20 protein-coding genes and 1 tRNA gene are annotated in these 18,932 nt (G+C 66.1%); 12 read left to right on the forward strand and 9 right to left on the reverse strand.

Annotation, left to right across the window (positions count from 1 at the left end; translation table 11 throughout):
• Positions 1-71 precede the first annotated feature (71 nt).
• Complete coding sequence (locus L2Y94_RS18255; RefSeq protein ID WP_247370748.1) at positions 72-3,323, forward strand: protease pro-enzyme activation domain-containing protein; 3,252 nt, start codon at positions 72-74, stop codon at positions 3,321-3,323.
• A 52-nt stretch (positions 3,324-3,375) separates the two neighbouring features.
• Here L2Y94_RS18255 and L2Y94_RS18260 read toward each other — a convergent pair whose 3' ends face one another.
• From L2Y94_RS18260 to L2Y94_RS18270, 3 genes are all read right to left on the reverse strand, one after another.
• Positions 3,376-3,714, reverse strand: a complete 339-nt coding sequence (locus L2Y94_RS18260; RefSeq protein WP_247370751.1) for a hypothetical protein — start codon at positions 3,712-3,714, stop codon at positions 3,376-3,378.
• Between the two features lie 120 nt (positions 3,715-3,834).
• On the reverse strand, positions 3,835-6,705 hold the full coding sequence (locus tag L2Y94_RS18265; RefSeq protein ID WP_247370753.1) for a TonB-dependent receptor domain-containing protein: 2,871 nt from the start codon (positions 6,703-6,705) through the stop codon (positions 3,835-3,837).
• Positions 6,706-7,183: 478 nt separating this feature from the next.
• Positions 7,184-7,933 carry an EAL domain-containing protein gene (locus L2Y94_RS18270; RefSeq protein WP_247375324.1) on the reverse strand — a complete coding sequence of 250 codons (750 nt, stop codon included), beginning with the start codon at positions 7,931-7,933 and terminating at the stop codon, positions 7,184-7,186.
• Between the two features lie 194 nt (positions 7,934-8,127).
• Between L2Y94_RS18270 and L2Y94_RS18275 the strand changes: the two genes are divergently transcribed.
• Entirely contained in the window at positions 8,128-8,541 is a 414-nt protein-coding gene (locus L2Y94_RS18275; protein WP_247370756.1) for an ester cyclase, read from the forward strand.
• On the opposite strand, the gene L2Y94_RS18280 is transcribed toward L2Y94_RS18275, so the two are convergent.
• Positions 8,538-9,002, reverse strand: coding sequence for a MarR family winged helix-turn-helix transcriptional regulator (locus tag L2Y94_RS18280; RefSeq protein ID WP_247370758.1), 465 nt, complete (start codon positions 9,000-9,002; stop codon positions 8,538-8,540). The two genes, L2Y94_RS18275 and L2Y94_RS18280, sit on opposite strands and share 4 nt — an antisense overlap.
• Before the next feature lie 166 nt (positions 9,003-9,168).
• Between L2Y94_RS18280 and L2Y94_RS18285 the strand changes: the two genes are divergently transcribed.
• On the forward strand, positions 9,169-9,474 hold the full coding sequence (locus L2Y94_RS18285) for a DUF418 domain-containing protein (protein WP_247370761.1): 306 nt from the start codon (positions 9,169-9,171) through the stop codon (positions 9,472-9,474).
• Positions 9,475-9,572: 98 nt separating this feature from the next.
• On the opposite strand, the gene L2Y94_RS21360 is transcribed toward L2Y94_RS18285, so the two are convergent.
• From L2Y94_RS21360 to L2Y94_RS18295, 3 genes are read right to left on the reverse strand one after another with little or no spacing between them, the layout of a single operon-like run.
• Positions 9,573-9,821 (reverse strand): Fic family protein, encoded by a 249-nt coding sequence (locus L2Y94_RS21360; RefSeq protein ID WP_345780003.1) that lies wholly within the window; start codon positions 9,819-9,821, stop codon positions 9,573-9,575.
• Positions 9,822-9,830: 9 nt separating this feature from the next.
• Positions 9,831-10,184, reverse strand: a complete 354-nt coding sequence (locus L2Y94_RS21365; protein ID WP_345780004.1) for a hypothetical protein — start codon at positions 10,182-10,184, stop codon at positions 9,831-9,833.
• Positions 10,181-10,345: a YhfG family protein gene (locus tag L2Y94_RS18295; RefSeq protein ID WP_247370763.1), complete on the reverse strand. Its 165-nt coding sequence runs from the start codon at positions 10,343-10,345 to the stop codon at positions 10,181-10,183. Before L2Y94_RS18295 ends, L2Y94_RS21365 begins: the two co-directional genes overlap by 4 nt.
• 88 nt (positions 10,346-10,433) lie before the next feature.
• Between L2Y94_RS18295 and L2Y94_RS18300 the strand changes: the two genes are divergently transcribed.
• Entirely contained in the window at positions 10,434-11,333 is a 900-nt protein-coding gene (locus L2Y94_RS18300; protein WP_247370766.1) for a LysR family transcriptional regulator, read from the forward strand.
• Positions 11,334-11,518: 185 nt separating this feature from the next.
• Positions 11,519-12,532, forward strand: coding sequence for a zinc-binding alcohol dehydrogenase family protein (locus tag L2Y94_RS18305; RefSeq protein WP_247370769.1), 1,014 nt, complete (start codon positions 11,519-11,521; stop codon positions 12,530-12,532).
• 81 nt (positions 12,533-12,613) lie between these two features.
• On the opposite strand, the gene L2Y94_RS18310 is transcribed toward L2Y94_RS18305, so the two are convergent.
• Positions 12,614-12,687: transfer RNA gene (locus tag L2Y94_RS18310), tRNA-Gly, on the reverse strand.
• A 132-nt stretch (positions 12,688-12,819) separates the two neighbouring features.
• Here L2Y94_RS18310 and L2Y94_RS18315 point away from each other — a divergent pair.
• The 5 genes from L2Y94_RS18315 to L2Y94_RS18335 all read left to right on the forward strand — a co-directional run bounded on the left by L2Y94_RS18315 (position 12,820) and on the right by L2Y94_RS18335 (position 17,166).
• Complete coding sequence (locus L2Y94_RS18315) at positions 12,820-13,365, forward strand: hypothetical protein (protein WP_247370787.1); 546 nt, start codon at positions 12,820-12,822, stop codon at positions 13,363-13,365.
• A 95-nt stretch (positions 13,366-13,460) separates the two neighbouring features.
• Positions 13,461-13,661, forward strand: a complete 201-nt coding sequence (gene thiS / locus L2Y94_RS18320; RefSeq protein WP_166950840.1) for a sulfur carrier protein ThiS — start codon at positions 13,461-13,463, stop codon at positions 13,659-13,661.
• A 12-nt stretch (positions 13,662-13,673) separates the two neighbouring features.
• A complete protein-coding gene (locus L2Y94_RS18325) occupies positions 13,674-14,474 on the forward strand; it encodes a thiazole synthase (RefSeq protein WP_247370790.1) in 801 nt (266 codons plus the stop codon).
• Between the two features lie 5 nt (positions 14,475-14,479).
• Positions 14,480-15,193: a tRNA (guanosine(46)-N7)-methyltransferase TrmB gene (gene trmB, locus L2Y94_RS18330; protein ID WP_247370791.1), complete on the forward strand. Its 714-nt coding sequence runs from the start codon at positions 14,480-14,482 to the stop codon at positions 15,191-15,193.
• A 155-nt stretch (positions 15,194-15,348) separates the two neighbouring features.
• A complete protein-coding gene (locus L2Y94_RS18335; protein ID WP_247375327.1) occupies positions 15,349-17,166 on the forward strand; it encodes an SLC13 family permease in 1,818 nt (605 codons plus the stop codon).
• A 129-nt stretch (positions 17,167-17,295) separates the two neighbouring features.
• Here L2Y94_RS18335 and L2Y94_RS18340 read toward each other — a convergent pair whose 3' ends face one another.
• Positions 17,296-17,634, reverse strand: coding sequence for a Rieske (2Fe-2S) protein (locus L2Y94_RS18340; RefSeq protein ID WP_247370794.1), 339 nt, complete (start codon positions 17,632-17,634; stop codon positions 17,296-17,298).
• A 76-nt stretch (positions 17,635-17,710) separates the two neighbouring features.
• Here L2Y94_RS18340 and L2Y94_RS18345 point away from each other — a divergent pair, with 76 nt between their 5' ends.
• Positions 17,711-17,980, forward strand: a complete 270-nt coding sequence (locus tag L2Y94_RS18345) for a hypothetical protein (RefSeq protein WP_247370796.1) — start codon at positions 17,711-17,713, stop codon at positions 17,978-17,980.
• A 70-nt stretch (positions 17,981-18,050) separates the two neighbouring features.
• Positions 18,051-18,926 carry a methylated-DNA--[protein]-cysteine S-methyltransferase gene (locus L2Y94_RS18350; RefSeq protein ID WP_247370798.1) on the forward strand — a complete coding sequence of 292 codons (876 nt, stop codon included), beginning with the start codon at positions 18,051-18,053 and terminating at the stop codon, positions 18,924-18,926.
• Positions 18,927-18,932: the final 6 nt, after the last annotated feature.

Genomic DNA, 18,932 nt, shown 5'->3' on the forward strand with positions numbered 1-18,932 from the left:
GGGGCAGTCCGTCATGGGCTGGGCAGCCGCACCACGTCAGGGCAAATCGGGCACTTTCCTTCGGGGGTTCTATGTCACCAACCATGTTCAGGCCTTGGCTGGCCGGGGCGGCGATGCTCGTCGCCACCGGTCACGCCCACGCCGCCGTCGATACCGTCGGCAGCACCACCACCACGCCGTTGCTCACCAAAGCGGTGAGTCCCCGCCAGTTCACCACGCTCAAGGGAAGCGTTCCCGCCAGGGTCGCCACCAGCGTCGACGCCGGCGCGATGGGAACCACCGAGACCATTCCCTCGATGACCCTGGTGCTCAAGCGCGGCGACGACCAGCAGAAACGCTTCGACGCGTACCTGGCCTCGCTGGACAATCCCTCCTCACCCAACTTCCACCATTGGCTGACCGCGCGCCAGGTGGGCGAGCAATTCGGCCCGAATGCGAAAGATATTGCGGCGGTGAAGCAGTGGCTCGGATCGCAGGGCCTCGGCGTGAAGAGCGTGTCCGCCGACGGCATGCTGATCCGTTTCACCGGTTCGGTAGGCGCCGTGCAGCAGGCGTTCGGCACGTCGATGCATCGCTACCGGGCCGACGGCAAGGTGCATTTCGCCAATGCCGTCGAACAGAAGCTGCCGACCGACCTGGTGCCCGTGGTCCGCGGCGTGGCCTCGCTGACCGATTTCTTTCCCAAGCCGCAGGTGAAAAATGCGCGACCGGTCAAGCGCAATGCCAAGGGCGAGTGGGTGGCGGCGGGCGCGCCCTCGGGCGACTTCAATTTCGTGTACCAGGGCGAGACGATGTTCGACCTGGTGCCGGCGGACTTCGCGACCGTCTACGACGTGAACCCGCTGTGGAACGAGGACACGCCGGTACGCGGCGCGGGTCAGAACGTGGTGGTGCTCGAACGCACCAACGTGCAGGACGCCGACGTCGCCACGTTCCGCCAGGTGTTCATGCCGAACGACGCCAAGGGACGCTTCACCCAGGTGCACCCGGCGGCCTTCGCCGGCGACACGAGTTGCGCCGATCCAGGCACCAACGGCGACGAGGGTGAAGCCGCGCTCGATGCCGAGTGGGCCGGCGCCGCCGCACCCGATGCCGACGTGACCCTGGCCTCGTGCCAGGACAGCGGCGCCGACTTCGGCGCCTTCCTGGCCGCGCAGAACCTGCTCGAACAGGCCACGCCGCCGCCGATCATGAGCCTGAGCTACGGCGAGTGCGAACTGGTGAGCGCCGCGGTGGGCGACAGCGACGAAGCGACTGTGCTGTGGTCGACGGCCGCCGCCGAAGGCACCACGGTGTTCGTCTCCACCGGCGACGCGGGCGTGGCCGGGTGCGACCAGAACCAGGTCGCGTCGAGCTTCGGCATCGCCGTGAACGGCCTCGGCAGCACGCCCTATAACGTGGCGGTGGGTGGCACCGACTTCGACGACTACGGCAAGACGCGCAAGTACTGGCTGTCCGGCAACGGCGCCCTGGGCGCCAGCGCCCTCGGCTACATTCCGGAGCAGACCTGGAACGACTCCTGCGCGAGCGCCCAGCTCGATGCGATCCTCGGCTACGCGAACCCGAACAAGGCCTGCAATTCGGCCGACGGCCAGGGTTTCCTCAACACCGCCGGCGGCAGCGGCGGCCCGAGCTACCTGTGGAGCCAGCCGAGCTGGCAACAGGGCATCGCGGGAATCGACCAGAACGTGACCCGCGCGATCCCTGACGTATCGCTCTTCGCCGCCAACGGCATTTACGGGCATGCGCTGATCTTCTGCATGTCCGATCCGGACCAGGGCGGTACGCCGTGCAATTACCTCGATCCCACGGACTCGATCTACAACAGCGCGGGCGGCACGTCGTTCGCGGCGCCGGCGATGGCCGGCGTACAGGCATTGGTGAACCAGGCCGCCGCCGATCGCCTGGGCAACGTCGGGCCTTCGCTCTACGAACTGGCGCGCGTGCAATACGGCACGGTGGCCACGCCTGCGGCCGGATGCAAGGCCACGGACGCGTCCTGCGTGTTCCATGACGTCGCCGTCGGCGACATCGACGTGCCCTGCTTCGCGGGAACCGGCGATTGCTTCGTCAAGAAAGGCGACAGCTATGGCGTGGTCAGCGACGGCGGTCGCGCCTCGCTGGTCACGGCATGGAAAGCCGGCAAGGGCTACGACTACGCCACCGGCCTGGGCTCGGTGGACGTCACCCACCTCACCCACGCCATCGCCGCCAGGCAGGCGCGCGGCCAGCGGATCCCCCGGACGTGGGACCTGCTCTCGAACCGCGACAGCGGCAATCCCGGCGTGGGTCTGAACGCCGTACTCGACGGCAAGAGCACGCTGTTGCTGATCGCCCCCAAGAGCGGCAAGACCACCCTCGTGCAGATGAACGGCAGCACCGTGTTGTCCAGCGACACCTGGACCCCGGGCCAGCAGGGCGACTTCTGGATCGACGGCTTCAAGCCGGGCGACCAGGTCAAGGCCATGCCCTACGACATCTTCGACGGCGTGCTGACCGGCCAGACGGTGATGGAAGCCGACAATCCCACCACGCATGAGTTGAATCTCGCGATCTACAGCTACGGCTGGGTCGATTTCACCTTCCCGTACAAGGCGGGGTGGAGCATGGTCGGCGCGGGCCGGGTCGACGATTCGGGCAAGTCGCAGGAAGTGTGGATCAACTCCACCACCGGCAAACTCTCGTTCTGGACCATCACCTGCACGGGCGGCATCAAGTTCGGCCGTCTGGACGGCCTGGACTGCGAGCAGGGCGTGGGCAAGACGGTCAGCGCTCCCGCCGGTTTCACGCCTTATCTCGCGGACCTCAACGGGGACGGCATCCTCGACATCGTCTGGACCGGGCCCAAGCGGGCGGTGCAGTACTGGATCAACGACGGCCGCGGAAGCTTCACGAAGAGCGACGGCGACGCGGCACCGGCCGGTTTCGAACTCGTGGGCGCGGGTGAAATCGCGGGTAGCGGCAAGACGGACCTGATCTGGTTCAACGCCGCCACGGGCAAGCTGCGCTGGTGGACGATGGACGGCACGACCGTGTCGAGCCAGAAGACCATGGCCGCGCCGGACGGCTACACCCTCGCCACCATCGAGGACTTCGACGGCGACGGCCTGGCCGACCTGTTCTGGACCAATGCCAAGGACGATGCCTACCTGTGGCAGGGCACCGGCAACGGGTTCCTTTCGCAGCACGTCGCCGATGGCGCGGGCGTCGCGTTCAAGGTTCCCGCGAACTTCCAGGTGCAGACGAACCGGCTCCAGGGCGTCGTCGATCCCGTACCGCCCGCGGGTACGGTCGTCACCGCCTCGATCGCCGGCACGCACTGACGCCCGGCGCTCACCGATCGGAAAGCGGGCGGCAACCGCCCGCTTTCCCGTTTCAGTGCTTCTGCCTGTAGATGTGTCGGCTGTTCCGGTTTTCCGATCGGTTGAGCCGGTTCTGCTCCGCCTTGGTCAGGTGACCGCCATGCCTGGCTTCATCCGCGCTCTCGCGACGGGCGATGTTCGCGTCATGCGTCTCGTCGCGCGCCGCCTGCTTCTGGGTCATCGTACCGTTCGCGACGCCCTGGTCGATGCGGTTCTGCTGGTTGTCCAGCCGGCCGTTGACCTCGTTGACGCGCGGGTGGCCCGGCACCGCCGACTGCGCGAACACGGGCGCCGATACCAGCGCCGCGCCGGCGACCAGACCGATGAGGGCAAACTTCGGAATGACGTTCATGGGTCGGATGTTCCTCTGTGTGTGGGTGACGTACGCGGGGCCGGAAACGATCCGGCAGCCGCGATGTTGACGTCGCAGGAAAATGCGGCAGCGATCCGTTCAGCTGCCGCGGTTCCCCGGTCAGTCGATCTTCCAATCCAGCGACATGAACACCTCGCGGCCGGTGTAGTCGTCGCCCTGCTGGGTGGGAATGAACTCGAAGCCACCGGCGTAGTAGGGAATCCGTCCGACCCGGTTGAAGATGTTGGACACGTTCACGCCTACCTTCACGTCGTCGTTGATCGCGTAGCTCGCCCCCGTGCTCCAGGTAATCCACGGGGCGACGTGTCCCTTGTAGATGGAGCAATCCGCGTCGCCCACGGACGGCTGGATGCCGTTGGGCAGCACTTCGCAGCCGTCGTAGTTGTTCGCGCGGATCTGGCCGATGCGTTCGCCGTGCAGCGTGACGTCCCAGGGCCCCTGGTGCCAGTGCGCCGTGCCGTTGATGCGCGTGGCCGGGTATTTGTAGCGCGTGTTCAGCAGCGGATCGGAGGCGAGGTCACGCTCCTTGAAGCTCAGGTTGTTGGTGTAGTTGAACTCGAAGTTGAAGCTGCCCATGGTGAGGGTGCGCAGCGCGTAGGTCACCTTCGCGTCGATGCCGCTGACGTAGAGCGACGCCTCGTTGATCGGGCCCACCGTCACGCTGGTGATGTTGCCCTGCGCGTCGCGCTTGACGTTGTCGATGGCCTCGGCGCAATAGGGCGATCCCAGGGTATGCGCGATGTACGGCGCACCGCTCGGCGTGGTGCCCGTGAGGCAGCCGGCCTCGTCGTTGAGCGCGGTGCCGAGATCGATCCACTTGATGGCGTTGTTGATGCCCATGTGCCAGTAATCGACCGACAACGCCAGGTTCTCGACGTGCGGAATGTCCCAGACGAAGCCGTAGGTCCAGGAGTGTCCGGTTTCGTTGAGCAGGTTGCGGCTGCCGCCGGAGAACTGGGTGAACGACGTGGGATGCTGGAAGTTCTGGCAGGCGCGATCGCCGGCGCGGATGCATTCCAGCGGATCGGCGTAGTTGCCCTGGGTCTGCTCCGAATCCTGCAGGTAGATGGCCTGCAGATCGGGCGCGTGGAAGTTCGTGCCGTAGGTTCCACGCAGCAACAACCCCTCGAGAGGTCGCCATTCGATGCCGGTGCCCCACGTGCGCGCGATATCGGCGTGGCTGTCGTCGCGGTATTTGTCCAGGCGTCCCGAAAGCGTCCAGGTGAGCGTCGACGCGAGCGGCACGCGGAATTCCGTGGCGGTGGACAGGCGGTTACGCGTGCCGCCGCCGGTGATGTAGTTCTGGAACGGATCGCCGAACGTGGTGGTGTTGCCGCGCGGGTCCGGTGATAGCTTGAAGCCCTGGTGATTCGCCTCGACCACGCCGGCGAAGCCGACCGGACCGGCCCACGTATCGAACAGGTCGCCGTTGAGGTTGAACTCCGCTTGGTTCATCCAGGTTTCGGCACTGTTGACGCCGCCGACGGCGAAGCTTCGGTAATCCGACGGCGAGATGGGGCTGTAGAAACGCTGGGTGTTCAACGCATACGTCGGCAGCGCTTCGCCGCCGACCGTCGTCGTGCCCAGCTGCGGGCCGAAGAAGTAATCGAACATGCCCTGTTCGTTCAGGCCCGTGTAGTGCTCGTGCACGATGTACCGGTTCGTGCCGAGATTCAGGTCCCAATTGAATTTGTCGTCGAAGACGGTGCCCTTCAAGCCGACGTGGACGTCCCAGTTCGCCTCGCGATCGTGCGTATTGCCGAAGGTGCCCATCTCCTGCGGCGTGAGTTGGCGCAGGTAGGTATTGATCACCTGGCCGGAGGTCTTGTCGTAGAAGCCGGACGGCAGGCCGGGCATCGCATAGAGGAATGGCAACTGCGTGTTCGTCGTGCCGGTGTTCGTCCACAGGCCGACCGAGGCGTAGGCCTGCAGCTTGCTCGAGAAGTCGTACTCGCCGGCGACGTAGGCATTGTCGGCGCGCAGGCCCGGGCTCAAGACCCAGTTCTTGTAGATGGCGTTCTGCGTGCACGAAACGCCCCTGCTGGTGACGCTGGTGGGATCGACGGAGCGACCGACGGTGCCCACCGTCTTGTGATCGTACGCCGAGAACGTGCTGCCGAACTGTCCGCATGCGCCGGACGGAGGCGCCACGTAGTTGCCGTCGGCATTGATCAGCGCCAGGCCATCGGAGGTGGGAAACCCGAACATGCGCGCACTCGGATTCCAGGCGCCGTAGCCGGCATCCGCTTCGGAGTCCGTGTAGGGGCGATCGCTTCCCCACAGCGGGCTGCGATTGGTGTGCTCGTAGTTGTAGATGACGTGCCAGTTCTCGCCCGAACGGCCGCCAAGGAAATTGACGTCGCCGTAGTTGCGCCCGCCGCGCGTGGCACCGCCGCCGGTGATCTGGATGTGGTCTCCCTCGTAGCGCTTCTTGAGCACCACGTTGATGACGCCGGCGACGGCATCGGAACCGTAAATCGACGACGCGCCGGTGGCGAGCACCTCGATGTGGTCGATCATGCCGATGGGCAGGTTGTTGTAGTTCTGGAACGTGCTCTGCCCCGCGCTGGGCTGCGGATAGTCGGCGACGCGATGGCCGTCGATCAGCAGCAGGCTATGGTCGGGACCGAGGTTGCGCAGGTTGATCGGGCGGGCGTTCACCGCCGTGTTGCCCCACGTGGAAATGCGGTCGCTGAAGTCCGGCGTGGCGACCTGCGGCAGGCTGTTGAGGAACTCGACCAGCGTGGTGAAACCCTGCGCCTTGATCTGCTCCGCGGTGACCATCACCACCGGGGCCGAACCTTCGATCTCCGAGCGCGGAATGCGCGAGCCCGTGACGACGACCTTGTCCAGCGCGGTGGCATCCTTCGCGTCCGCGGGCTTGGCATCCTGCGCGAACGACGTGGGGGAAAACAGCGCCATGGCCAGCGCACCGGCCAGGATGCCGCGACGTAGATGGATCGAATGCATGCTTTGTTCCTCGAGGAAATGGATGGCTTCCGCCTCCGCGACACGGTGCGCGGTGAACCACACGGGCACGCGACGACGGCCTGGGGCGGTCGCGTCGGGCAGCGGGGCGGTTTGGATGGTTTTTCAGGAAATGAAGGGCGACCGGTCGTCGCCCGCTATGCAGCGGCACTCTGCTCCGCGTAACCGATGCCCTCCCGGCGATCGCATACCGCGGTGGAACTGATGTCCTGCATTACCCCCGACGAAAAGACCGCCATGCGACGGTTACGCGCAGATTACGGAGCGCATTTAAATCGTGGCAAGCCGCGATGCAGCACGCTTCATGACCATAAGTCATTGAATTGGCTAACCACTACTTCAACATGCAAGCAGTTCGCAGGTTCGCTCGACGCCTGACGCGATCTTGCGAGCCCGCTTCCTTTCCGCACGCTTTCGTTCGCTGGGGAAAAGCGCATGCGGTAGCTCGTTCGCTGCGCCGTCAACGTATCGGGAAGACGGCGTCGGACAACGGAGGAAGGGTCGGCCGGGCGAAGAGAAATCCCTGCTGGAGCCGGATACCCAGATCGAACAGCGCCCTCGCTTCGTCCGCCTCTTCCACGCCTTCGGCGATCACTTCGACGCCGATGTCTTCGCACATCCGGACGGTATGCGCGACGAGGCGCTGTCGGACGTTGTCGCGATGCACGTTGCGCACGAGACCGATGTCCAGTTTCAGGAGATCGGGCTGGAAGTCCGCAAGCAGGTTCAGGCCCGCGTACCCGGCGCCGAAGTCATCGATGGCTGTCTTGAATCCTCGCGCCTTGTAGGCCTCGAGGATGGCGAGCAGATGCCGGTGGTCGGTGATTTCCTCCTGCTCGGTGACCTCGAAGATGATCCGGGACAACGGCCATGAAGCGCGCTCTGCCGCCGCCAGGGTCGCCCGAAGGCAATGCGCCGGCTCGTAGACCGCATTGGGCAGGAAGTTGATCGACACCATGCCTGGAAGGCCCGCCTGGCTGGCACACTCGATGGCCCGCACGCGGCAGGCCTGGTCGAACGCGTATCGACCGGCAACGTCGACACGGCCCAGAATGTCCGCCGCGCCCTCGCCATGCGTCCCCCGGACCAGTGCCTCGTGGGCGTAGACGCTCTCGTGTTCGAGGTCGACGATGGGCTGGAAGGCCATGACAAGGCCGGCACCGACGTCATCGCTGCCTCGACACGCTTCGCAAGCGGCGGGTGTTTCCATCATCGACTCCCCGGGTAGTGATGGCGGCGAGTCCGCTTCGCCGAAGGAGCATCCACGTCTCCAAGGTGCCTAGCCTCATGTGAAGAGGGCATCTCCGGAAGGGCACGGCAAGCCCCTTCATATATACAGTTATAACTGTATACTTTTGCTTTCCGCAGACCCGCTACGCATCCCATCCCATGGAGGCCTGAGACATGAGCCATGACTCGCCCAAAGCCGTGGTACGACGCTTCAACACCGAGGTGATCCAGAACCTGGACCGTGCCGCGTTCGACGAGCTGATGTCGCCCGGCTTCGTGAACCACTCCGCGCCGCCCGGCACGCCGGCCGGGCCGGAGAGCATGTGGAACACGTTCGAGAAGGTGCTGCATCCCGCCTTGTCCGAGCTGAGGGTCGAGGTGCTCGATCAGGTCGGCGAAGGCGACAAGGTGACCTCGCGCAAGCGCATCAGCGGGGTTCACACCGGTCCGCTTCTCGGCGTGCCGGCGACGCATGCGCCCGTCGCGATCGATGTCATCGATATCGTCCGTGTCGAGGACGGGCGTTACGTTGAGCATTGGGGCGTCAACACGCTGCCGGCCGTCCTGGCGGCCTTGCGCGCGCGTTAGCCCGCATCGGCGACATCTTCGCGCGCCAGCCGATCCAGGATGTCGATCGCGCGCTTCAGATCGCCGAATTGCTCGCGAGGAATGCGTGTCGCCAGCAGATCCGCGATGCGGTCCGCGCGCGCGGATCGGGCGTCCCGCAGAAACTTCCGTCCTTTCGTGCTGATCGTCAGCAGATAGCCGCGCAAGTCGGGACTCTCCTCGACACGCTCGATCAGCCCGTCGGCCTCGAGCTGGGCCGTGACCAGCCGCATGCTCTGATGCTTGACCCCGCGTCGCCGGGCGAGATGGGCGATGCTCTGCGCACCGTGGGATTCGAGGAAGTCGAGCGTATCCCACTGCGCCGTCCGCACGTCCGCGCCGCTCTCGCGAACATGGCGGACGAAGGCGCTGACGGCCGCCCGAAGCGCTTCGGCCAATTGCTTGACTTCGGCATCGGCCTGGGAATGGCTCGAACGGGGCATGGCGTCTGAACTCGGCAAGTGAGGCGGCGGAATCGTAGGATCGCAAGATTCGCCGAACGAGGCCATTGAGTGACGGCCGCCGCGTGTCCGCGGACATCTCCCGGCGTCCGGGGACATGCGGGGTCCAAGGCACCAGACGCGCCGGGGCGCGCCCGACGGCACTGGCATGGTGCTTGCTGCCATCGACGACTTTCCTCGCCGTCCCGGAAGACTCGGTTTAAATACGCCCTCCATGACGAAAGCGCGCATACCGTCCCTCGACGTCATCCGGGGAGTCGCCATCCTCGGCGTCCTCGCGGTGAATGCCGACGGCTTTGCCGCGCCGATTCACGCATCCCTGAAACCGGACGCCTGGAGGTGGCTGAACCATTTCGAGATGGGTCCACTCGAGTGGATCTGGCGATGGGTCACGTATGCGCATCGTTCGCCGTTCGTACGACGCCGAGAAGCGCTCGCGACTCCATTGGAGTGATCGCGCAAGCGCCCGCTTGTTCCCCGCATTCGAGATGGGGCCGCCACACTGCAGGCAGCGGTAGCGCAGTTACACGTTCGCTCGGTTCAGCGCCGGCCTTACGGGTCTTCGGCCCCGATCAGCCCACCGATGCAATGATCGAAGATTGTCTGCAACGGCAGGTAATCCACGTGATACGCAGCCATGTTCGCCTCGACCCATGCGTCAGGATGGATGCCATCCCAGCCGATCTCAAAGCCCGCATTAATGACCAGATTCTCGAACAGAATCCTTTGCGATCTCCCATTCCCCTCGCGAAAAGGGTGAATGACATTGAGATCGCCAAACAGCTCCGCGACAAGAGGCACGAAACGGTCTCACGGAAGGCCTTCCAGCCATTCCATTTGAGCCAACCGCCCGAAGAATTTCGTGCTCTCAGGCACGATGCGTGAAGCCGTGCAGAAGCGAGTCGTCCCCTTGCTGATGTCGACAGTTCGCAACTCTCCCGCCCACGAATAAATATCGCCGAAGATGTGACGATGAATATCCTGCAAGGATTTCAGGCTATAGGGCGGTAAAAGGAACTCCATCTCCTCGGCAGCCGCCATCGTCAGGTCGCGCTCCGCATTCGCGAGCGCGTCATCGTCCCTGAGATCGAGAAGGTTTCTTAAAATCGAGCTACCGTCATAGCAATACGGATCGTCCTCGATGCCGTACTTATCCTGTGTCACCCGCGCGCCCGTTCCTTCTTGGGAAGCACAGAAGACGATGCCACCTTACGCTGGCCCTTCTGCGGAACATCAAAGCCTTCAAGGCGCAGGCTGTTCGCGTAGTTCACGCCACGCACCTTGGCATAGTAGGCCATCTTGTCCTTGAGCGACGGAGATTTCATGGGAACCTCGATTTAGGCAACACTAAAGCCTGTTTGTCCATTATATCAATTATTTGCAAACGTCGCCTCCGCGCCGGAATCGCATCCGATGATCAGACTGGAAGACCTTCGCATTTTCCTGTCCACGGCGGACAACGGCAGCCTGTCGGCCGCCGCCCGCCAACTGGACCTGACGCCGGCCGTGGCGAGCATCGGCTTGAAGCGCCTGGAGGCGGAGCTGGGCACGCGCCTGCTCGCGCGCTCGACGCGCAGCCTGCGCCTCACGCCCGATGGTGAGCGTTACCTGCCCTACGCGCGCGGCGTGCTGGAACAAGCCGAGGCCGGTCGCCATGCGGTGGCCCACGGGCGCAAGACGATCGGTGGCGAGGTATCGCTGTCGGTTCCGTCCGATCTCGGTCGTAACGTGCTGCTCGGATGGCTCGACGAGTTTCAGGCGCGATACCCGGCCGTTTCCCTGCAGGTTCGCATCGGCGATCACGTGGCGGACATGTTCCGTTCGCCCATAAGCCTGGCGATCCGCTACGGGGTGCCGGAGGATTCGACGTTGATCGCGCTCCCTCTCGCGCCGGACAACCGGCGCGTCCTGTGCGCCTCACCGGCCTACTTTTCCCGCCATGGACGTCCCGAGAAGCCCGCGGACCTGCTCAAGCACAACTGCCTGCGCTTTGCGCTGAGCGACACGCTGCATGACCGCTGGACCTTCTTCAGCGGCGGCAAGCCGGAGATGGTGACCGTGCATGGCGACCGCAGCAGTGACGATGGCGAACTCGTCCGACGCTGGGCGGTGGCGGGACTCGGGATGGCTTACAAGTCGAAACTGGACGTGCTGGCCGATCTGCGCGCCGGCCGCCTCGAACCGGCCTTGACGGAATACGACGGAGAAATCGCCCCTCTGCACCTGGTCAGCGCGCACCGGACGATGCTGTCGCCGACCGTCAACGCGCTACGCGATTTCCTATCGCAGCGAATCGGATCGTATCTGGATTGACCCTCCCGTCTTCCCAACCATCCAGGCTGGCTTCAAATATTTTTTGAAACTGATGTTGCGCTTCGTGCCTGCCATCTCCTCAGGCCCGCATGGATGATACGTGCCCGTTGGGCAGGTTCATGGTGGACCCACGTCCCCCGCCGGCTGCCCTGGTACGAATGCCTCATCCATCCGGGAGCGCGACGATGAAAGCCATTGGCTACTACCGCAATTTACCGATCGGCGATCCCGAATCGCTGATCGACGTGACCTTGCCCGATCCGGTGCCCGGCGACCGCGACCTGCTGGTCGAGGTCCGCGCCGTGTCGGTCAATCCCGTCGACGTCAAGGTTCGCGCCGGCATGGCACCGGAAGCCGGCCAGCCGAAAATCCTCGGTTGGGACGCCGCCGGCGTCGTGCGCACGGTCGGCAAGGATGTCACGCTGTTCAAACCAGGCGACAAGGTATGGTACGCCGGCTCGCTGCTGCGTCCGGGCACCGATAGTGAACTGCACGTCGTCGACGAGCGGATCGTCGGGCACATGCCCAGGACGCTCGACTTCGCCGCCGCGGCCGCCTTGCCACTGACGACGATCACGGCATGGGAACTGCTGTTCGACCGCCTCAACATTCCGGAAAACGAGACGCCGTCCGACGCCACGCTGCTCGTGATCGGCGCGGCCGGGGGCGTGGGTTCGATCCTGGTGCAACTGGCACGCCGGTTGACGGGCCTGACCGTGATCGGCACCGCATCGCGGCCGGAGACCGCGACATGGGTGAGCGACCTCGGCGCGCACCACGTCATCGACCATTCCAAGCCGCTGTCCGACGAACTGAAGCGGATCGGTTTCGACGGCGTCGACTACATCGTGGGACTGAACCACACGGATCGTCACTTCGACCAGATCGTCGCCTCCATCCGTCCACAGGGTCACCTGGCACTGATCGACGATCCGGAGTTGTTCGACTTCCGCAAGCTGAAGACGAAGAGCGTGTCCCTGCATTGGGAGTTCATGTTCACGCGCTCGATGTTCTCCACCCCCGATCAGATCCGCCAGCATGAACTGCTCGACCGCGTGGCGTCGCTGATCGATGCGGACGTGCTTCGCACGACGCTCAACGAGTCGTTCGGGACCATCAACGCCGCGAACCTGCGGCGCGCGCATGCGCTGCTCGAATCCCACAAAGCGCATGGAAAGATCGTGCTGGAAGGGTTCTGAGCGAGAAAGGCAGGAGTCGCCCTGGCCCGCCTCTTCCATCGATGATGCGGAAAGGGCATCTGGCTCAGCAAGGCCACTGAGTGGAGCGGGTGAAGGGAATCGAACCCTCGTCAGTAGCTTGGGAAGCTACAGCTCTACCATTGAGCTACACCCGCGTCGGGCGTCGATGGTAATACGACACCGGCAGCGGGCGAAAGGTGGCGGGGGACTGAACGTGTCCGCCAACGCTCACCCTCCCGGCTGGAGCCCGGCGCATAATCGGGCCGGGATTCCTCGAGGGCCGCCTCATGCGCAGGGTGCTGTCGCTTTCCATCATCGTCGGGTTAGGGGTGTCGGGCCTTGCGGCCGCGCAATCGCGCAGCGTGTCCACGGCGGATATGCCGAAGCCGGGCGTGAGTTATATCTCGGGTCCGTCGGTGCCGGTGCGGCGCGAGACGGTGAGCACGGCGACGCTGCCCCAGCCGTCCCACTTCTACGTCGACGACCGGGCAGCCCCGTCACCGCAGCCGGTCGCGAACGACGTGCCGGTGGATTCGGGCTACTACGGCGGTTATTACGGCGGGTACCCGCCGGCGCATGGATGGGGTGATCGCGGTCACGACCATGGGCGGCCGGACCATGACCACGGTCGCCCGCCGCCGCCCCAGGGCACCGCCACGACCGTGCGGCTCAACGACGGCAAGCGCTTTGGGCCGCCCGCCGGCGGCGTGAAGATGGGCGTGGCGCCCCCGCCGCGTGCGCCGGATCGGCACGACCACGGCGGCGGATGGCACGGTGGCGGGAACCCCCGGCCCGTGGCTCCGCCGGGCGGTGGTGGCCGGTGGGGGCGTTGAGGGGCCAGGAGCCGTAGAGGCGCCTCGCGGAACCGGATGCACCGCGCTGGGCTCCGGCGTACGCAGCAGCGACGGTCGGCAGCTACAATCGGCGGATGCACATCACCCTCAACGGCGAAGCGCGCGAGTGCGCGCCCGGCACATCCGTCACGTCCCTGCTCGAATCGGCCGGTTACGCCGGCAAGCGGGTCGCGGTGGAGGTGAACCTCGACATCGTGCCGCGCAGCGAGCACGCGACGCACCTGCTCGCCGACGGCGACAAGGTGGAAATCGTCCACGCCATCGGCGGCGGCTAAGGAATCCTTCGCATGAACCACTTCTCCCCCGCCACCGACGACGTCCTGACCGTCGCCGGCCGCACGTTCCACTCCCGCCTGCTCACCGGCACGGGCAAGTACAAGGATTTCGACGAAACCCGCCGCGCCACCGAGGCGGCGGGCGCGCAGATCGTCACCCTCGCCATTCGCCGCGTGAACATCGGCCAGGATGCGAGCCAGCCCAACCTGCTCGACGCCCTGCCGCCGAGCCGCTTCACCCTGCTGCCCAACACCGCCGGCTGCTACACCGCCGACGACGCGGTGCGCACCTGTCGCCTCGCGCGCGAACTGCTGGACGGCCACAACCTCGTGAAGCTCGAGGTGCTGGGCGATGAGCGCACGCTCTACCCCGACGTGGTGCAGACCCTCGTCGCGGCCGAAAAACTCGTGGCCGACGGCTTCGACGTGATGGTCTACACCTCCGACGACCCCATCCTCGCCCGCCGCCTGGAAGACATCGGCTGCGCCGCGATCATGCCGCTGGCCGCGCCGATCGGCTCGGGCCTGGGCATCCAGAATCGCTACAACCTCCTCGAGATCGTCGAGAACGCCAAGGTGCCGGTCATCGTGGACGCCGGCGTGGGCACGGCCTCGGACGCCTCGATCGCCATGGAACTGGGCTGCGACGGCGTGTTGATGAACACCGCCATCGCCGGCGCGAAAGACCCCGTGCTCATGGCCCACGCGATGAAACTCGCCGTGGAGGCCGGCCGCGCGGCATTCCGCGCCGGCCGCATCCCGCGCAAGCGCTTCGCCTCGGCCTCGAGCCCCGTGGACGGCCTGGTCGGTTGAGCCGCATGACGCACGACGACGAAAACACCCCGTTCCAGCGCCGCATCCGCAGCTTCGTGTTGCGCGAGGGCCGCATGACGCCCGCCCAGCAGCGCGCGTTCGACGAGCACTGGGCTCGCTTCGGCCTCGACTACACGGGCCAGGTGCGCGATCTCGACGCCACCTTCGGCCGCGCCGCGCCGCGCGTGCTGGAAATCGGCTTCGGCAACGGCGAAGCGCTGGCCTGGGCCTCGGAGCACGACCTCGCCCGCGACTACGTCGGCGTGGAGGTACACGGCCCCGGCGTGGGCCGCCTGATGAACGCACTGGCCGCTCGCGACGCGACCAACGTGCGTATCTACAAGCACGACGCCGTGGAAGTGCTCGAACACGAAATCGTCCCCGGCAGCCTCGCCGAGGTGCGCATCTGGTTTCCCGATCCCTGGCACAAGAAACGCCACAACAAGCGCCGCCTCGTGCAGCCGGCCTTCGTGGCGCTGCTCGCCTCGCGCATGGCGCCGGGCGGCCTGCTTCACCTGGCCACCGACTGGGAGGCCTACGCCGAGCACATGCGCGAGACCATGGAAGCCGCCCCCGGCTGGCGCAACCGCGTGGGGCCGGGCCAATCGGCCGAACGCCCCGCATGGCGCGTGGAAACCCACTTCGAACGCCGCGGCATGCGCCTGGGCCACGGCGTGTGGGATTTTCTCTACGAGTGGCACGGAACCACGCAAGTGTGATGCCCTTCCACGGCTGAAGACCCGCGTCTTCAGCCCGGAGCCACCCCCGACGCGTATACTCGTCCCGCATTAACCGCTGCGTGGCGAACTTTCCGCCACCGCCCGTTCAACCGACCGGATCGGATAGCCGGCTAGTGCTGACGCTCACTCCTGAAATGATCCTCGTGCTGGGCCTGGTGGGCTTCACCATGCTCATGCTCGTTCTGGAGTGGATCCGGGCCGACCTCGTCGCCCTCCTGGTGGTGGTCACCATCGGCCTGACCGGGCTCATTCCCGGCGACCAGGTGTTCAACGGCTTCGCCGGCAACGCCGTCATCGCGATCATCGCCATCATGATCATGGGTGCCGGCCTGGACCGCGCCGGCGTGCTCAACCTCACCGCTTCGTTCGTGATGCGCATGGCGCGCGGCATGGAATCGCGCCTGGGCGTGGTGGTGAACAGCGTCACCAGCCTGTTCAGCGCCGTGATCCCCAGCCAGGCCCTCGCCGCGCTGATGATCCCGGTCACCAGCCGCCTGTCGGCGCGCACCGGCGTGCCGCTGTCGCGCCTGCTGCTGCCGATGGCCTTCTGCATCCTCACGGCGACCAACACCACGCTCATCGCGAACTCGCCGCTGATCGTGCTCAACGACCTCATCGCCAGCGCCAACAGCAACCTGCCGCCGGGCGCACATACCATTCCCAAGTTCGGGCTCTTCAGCGTCACGCCGGTGGGCCTGATCCTGGCGGTAGTGGGCGTGGGCTTCTTCTGGGCATTCACCCGCAAGCTGATGCCCGAGCGCGACGACGACCGCCTGAAGGTCACCCCTGGCCGCACCGAGAGCTACTTCGCCGACACCTACGGCATCGCGGGCGAAACCGCCGAACTCACCGTCACCGCCGAGAGTCCCCTGGTGGGCATGAGCATCGGCGAGGTGGAACAACTGCACGGCGCGCCGCTGATCCTGGCCATGAAGACCGGCAACGAAAGCCGCGTGGCGCCGCCATCCGACCAGATGATCTGGGTGGGCACCGTGCTGGGCGTGCTGGCCCCGCGCGACGCCATCAACACCTTCGCCAACAACCAGCTCTGCCGCGTGTCGATGCGCATGCGCGAGCTGGGCGAGCAGTTCAACACCACGCGCGCGGGTATTTCCGAGGCGGTGGTGCCGCCTAGCTCGCGCTTCATCAAGCAGACGGTGGGCGAGCTGCGCCTGCGCAAGCGCTTCGGCATCTCGGTGCTGGCGGTGAATCGCGGCGACGACGTCTTCCGGGAGGACGTGCGCGCCATCACGCTGCGCGCCGGCGACACGCTGGTGCTGCACAGCAAGTGGCGCGACCTGATGCTGGCCGAGGAAGACCGCGACATCGTCGTGGTCACCGACATTCCCAAGGAAGAACAGCGTCCCGGCAAGATCTGGCAGGCCGTGGGCTTCTTCGTGCTGGCCAAGTGCCTGGCCCTGTTCACCCACCTCGATCTTTCCGTGGCGATGATGACCGGCGCGGTGGGCATGCTGCTCACCGGCGTGCTCAACATGGACGAGGCCTACAAGGCGATCAACTGGAAGACCATCTTCGTCACCGCCTGCCTCATCCCGCTGGGCTGGTCGATGGACTCCACCGGCACGGCCTCGTGGATCGCCCAGGAGGTGCTCGCCATCCTGGGCCATGCGCCGCAATGGACGCTGCAGCTCTCCATCGCCGTGCTCACGCTGCTGTTCTCGCAGGTGATGTCCAACGTCGGCGCCACCGTGATGATGGTGCCCATCGCGATCAGCGTGGCGGTGAGTACGGGCGGCAACCCGTCGGCTTATGCGCTGATCGTGGCGGTATCGTCGTCGAACACGTTCCTGCTGCCCTCGGGACATCCGGCCCTGATGATGGTGGCCGGCCCCGGTGGCTACCGGGCGAAGGATTTCCTGCGGGTGGGAGTACCGCTGACCTTGCTGGTGCTGGTGATCACGCTGGTGACGATCAACCTGATGTATCGGTGACCGACGGACGCCGTCGCGCGCCCTTCGCCGATACGATCGGCTCCCACCCCGTTGGTAGGAGAGGTCGCTACCGAAGGGGTGGGAGCCGATCGTATCGGCGAACCCTGCGGAGCGTGGCGGCGAATTTTCTCATGCCAGGTGGACGAAGCCGTCGATCACCACCACCGGAACGCCCCGCAGGCTCTGCCCCTTGCACGGCCCTGCCTGGCACAGCCCGTCGTCGGCCGTGAAGGTCGCCCCATGGGCGGCGCAGATGATGTTGCCGCTGCGCACGAGGAACTTGCCGGGCGCGTAATCGAGCCGGCGGCCCGCATGGGGACACACGTTGAGGTAGGCCCGCGCCTCGCCGCCGTTGCGATAGACCAGCAGGGATTCCGTCTCGCCGGCGACGACCGCTTCTACGTCGATGGCGTTGCCGTCGGGGATGTCGTCGAGGCGACACAGGGAAGAGAGGGCGGTAGGCGTCATGGCACTTGTCTGTGGGGAGGGGATGCCCCAAGGTATGGGGGCACGCATGTCATTGTGCCATACGGATTTTTAACCCATGACCTTCGTCTTCCCACCCCTCCGCCGCTCGCGCAACCCGCTGATGCGCGCCCTCTCCGTCCTGGCCGGCCTGGCCCTGCTCGGCGTGCTGCTGGTGTTCGGGGTGGTCGTGTTGGGCGTGCTCGCCGCGGGTAGCATCGCGTTCCTCGTGGTTCGCCAGTGGAAGCTGGCCCGTGCGCCGCGCGCGGCAACCGCCGCGCCGCACCGACCGGACGTGCTCGAAGGCGAGTTCACCGTGATCCGGACCGGCCGCCCGGCTCACCACTGACGGCGCAAGAAGCGGATGGCGGCCCACTGGTCGCCGCCGGACACTGGCCTCCCACCCAAGGAGGCCGCTCATGACTACCGCCCTCGCCATGCGCCCCGACGCCGACGACGCCCTGGAACGTGTCCGTGCCGCCCTGGACCGGACCGACGGGCCACGCGATCTAGCCAGCCTCGCCGACATCGCGGGCCTGAGTCCCACCCACCTGCAGCGCGCCTTCCGTCGGCGCTATGGCGTGAGCCCCGCCGAATACGCCCGCGTCCATCGCTTCGGCCAGTTGCGCGACGCCCTGCGCGGCGGCGCGGCGGTCACCGACGCGGTCTACGAAGCCGGTTTCGGCTCGGGCAGCCGCGTGTACGAGGAAAGCGACCGCCGCCTGGGCATGACGCCGGCGAGCTATCGCGCCGGGGGCGCGGGGGCGTCCATCCGCTACACGACCACCGATACCCCGCTGGGCCGCCTGCTCGTCGCCACGACGGCGCGTGGCATCTGCTCGGTGACCCTCGGCCGGGACGACGCCGAGCTGGAGGGGCGGCTCGTCGCCGAATTTCCGCTGGCCGAACGCGAACGGGTCGATGCGGGACGCGAGGAATGGCTCGATGCCGTGATCGCACGCGTGGCGAACGAGCTGGGCTGGGCACGCGGCGACACGCCCGACATGCCGCCGCTCGACGTGGCGGCCACCGCCTTCCAGTGGCGGGTGTGGGATGCCCTCACCCGCATTCCGCGCGGCGAGACGCTCAGCTACGGCGAGCTGGCCGCGAAGCTCGGCGTGCCCAAGGCGGCCCGAGCGGTCGGCCGCGCCTGCGGAAGCAATCGCCTCGCGCTGCTGGTGCCGTGCCACCGCATCGTGCGCGAAGACGGCAGCCTCGGCGGCTGGCGCTGGGGCGTGGACATCAAGCGGCAACTGCTCGCGGACGAGCGCGGCATGAAAGCCGTTAAAGGCTGACCTTCG

It is taken from the genome of Luteibacter aegosomatis, from assembly GCF_023078455.1.
Lineage (GTDB): Bacteria > Pseudomonadota > Gammaproteobacteria > Xanthomonadales > Rhodanobacteraceae > Luteibacter > Luteibacter aegosomatis.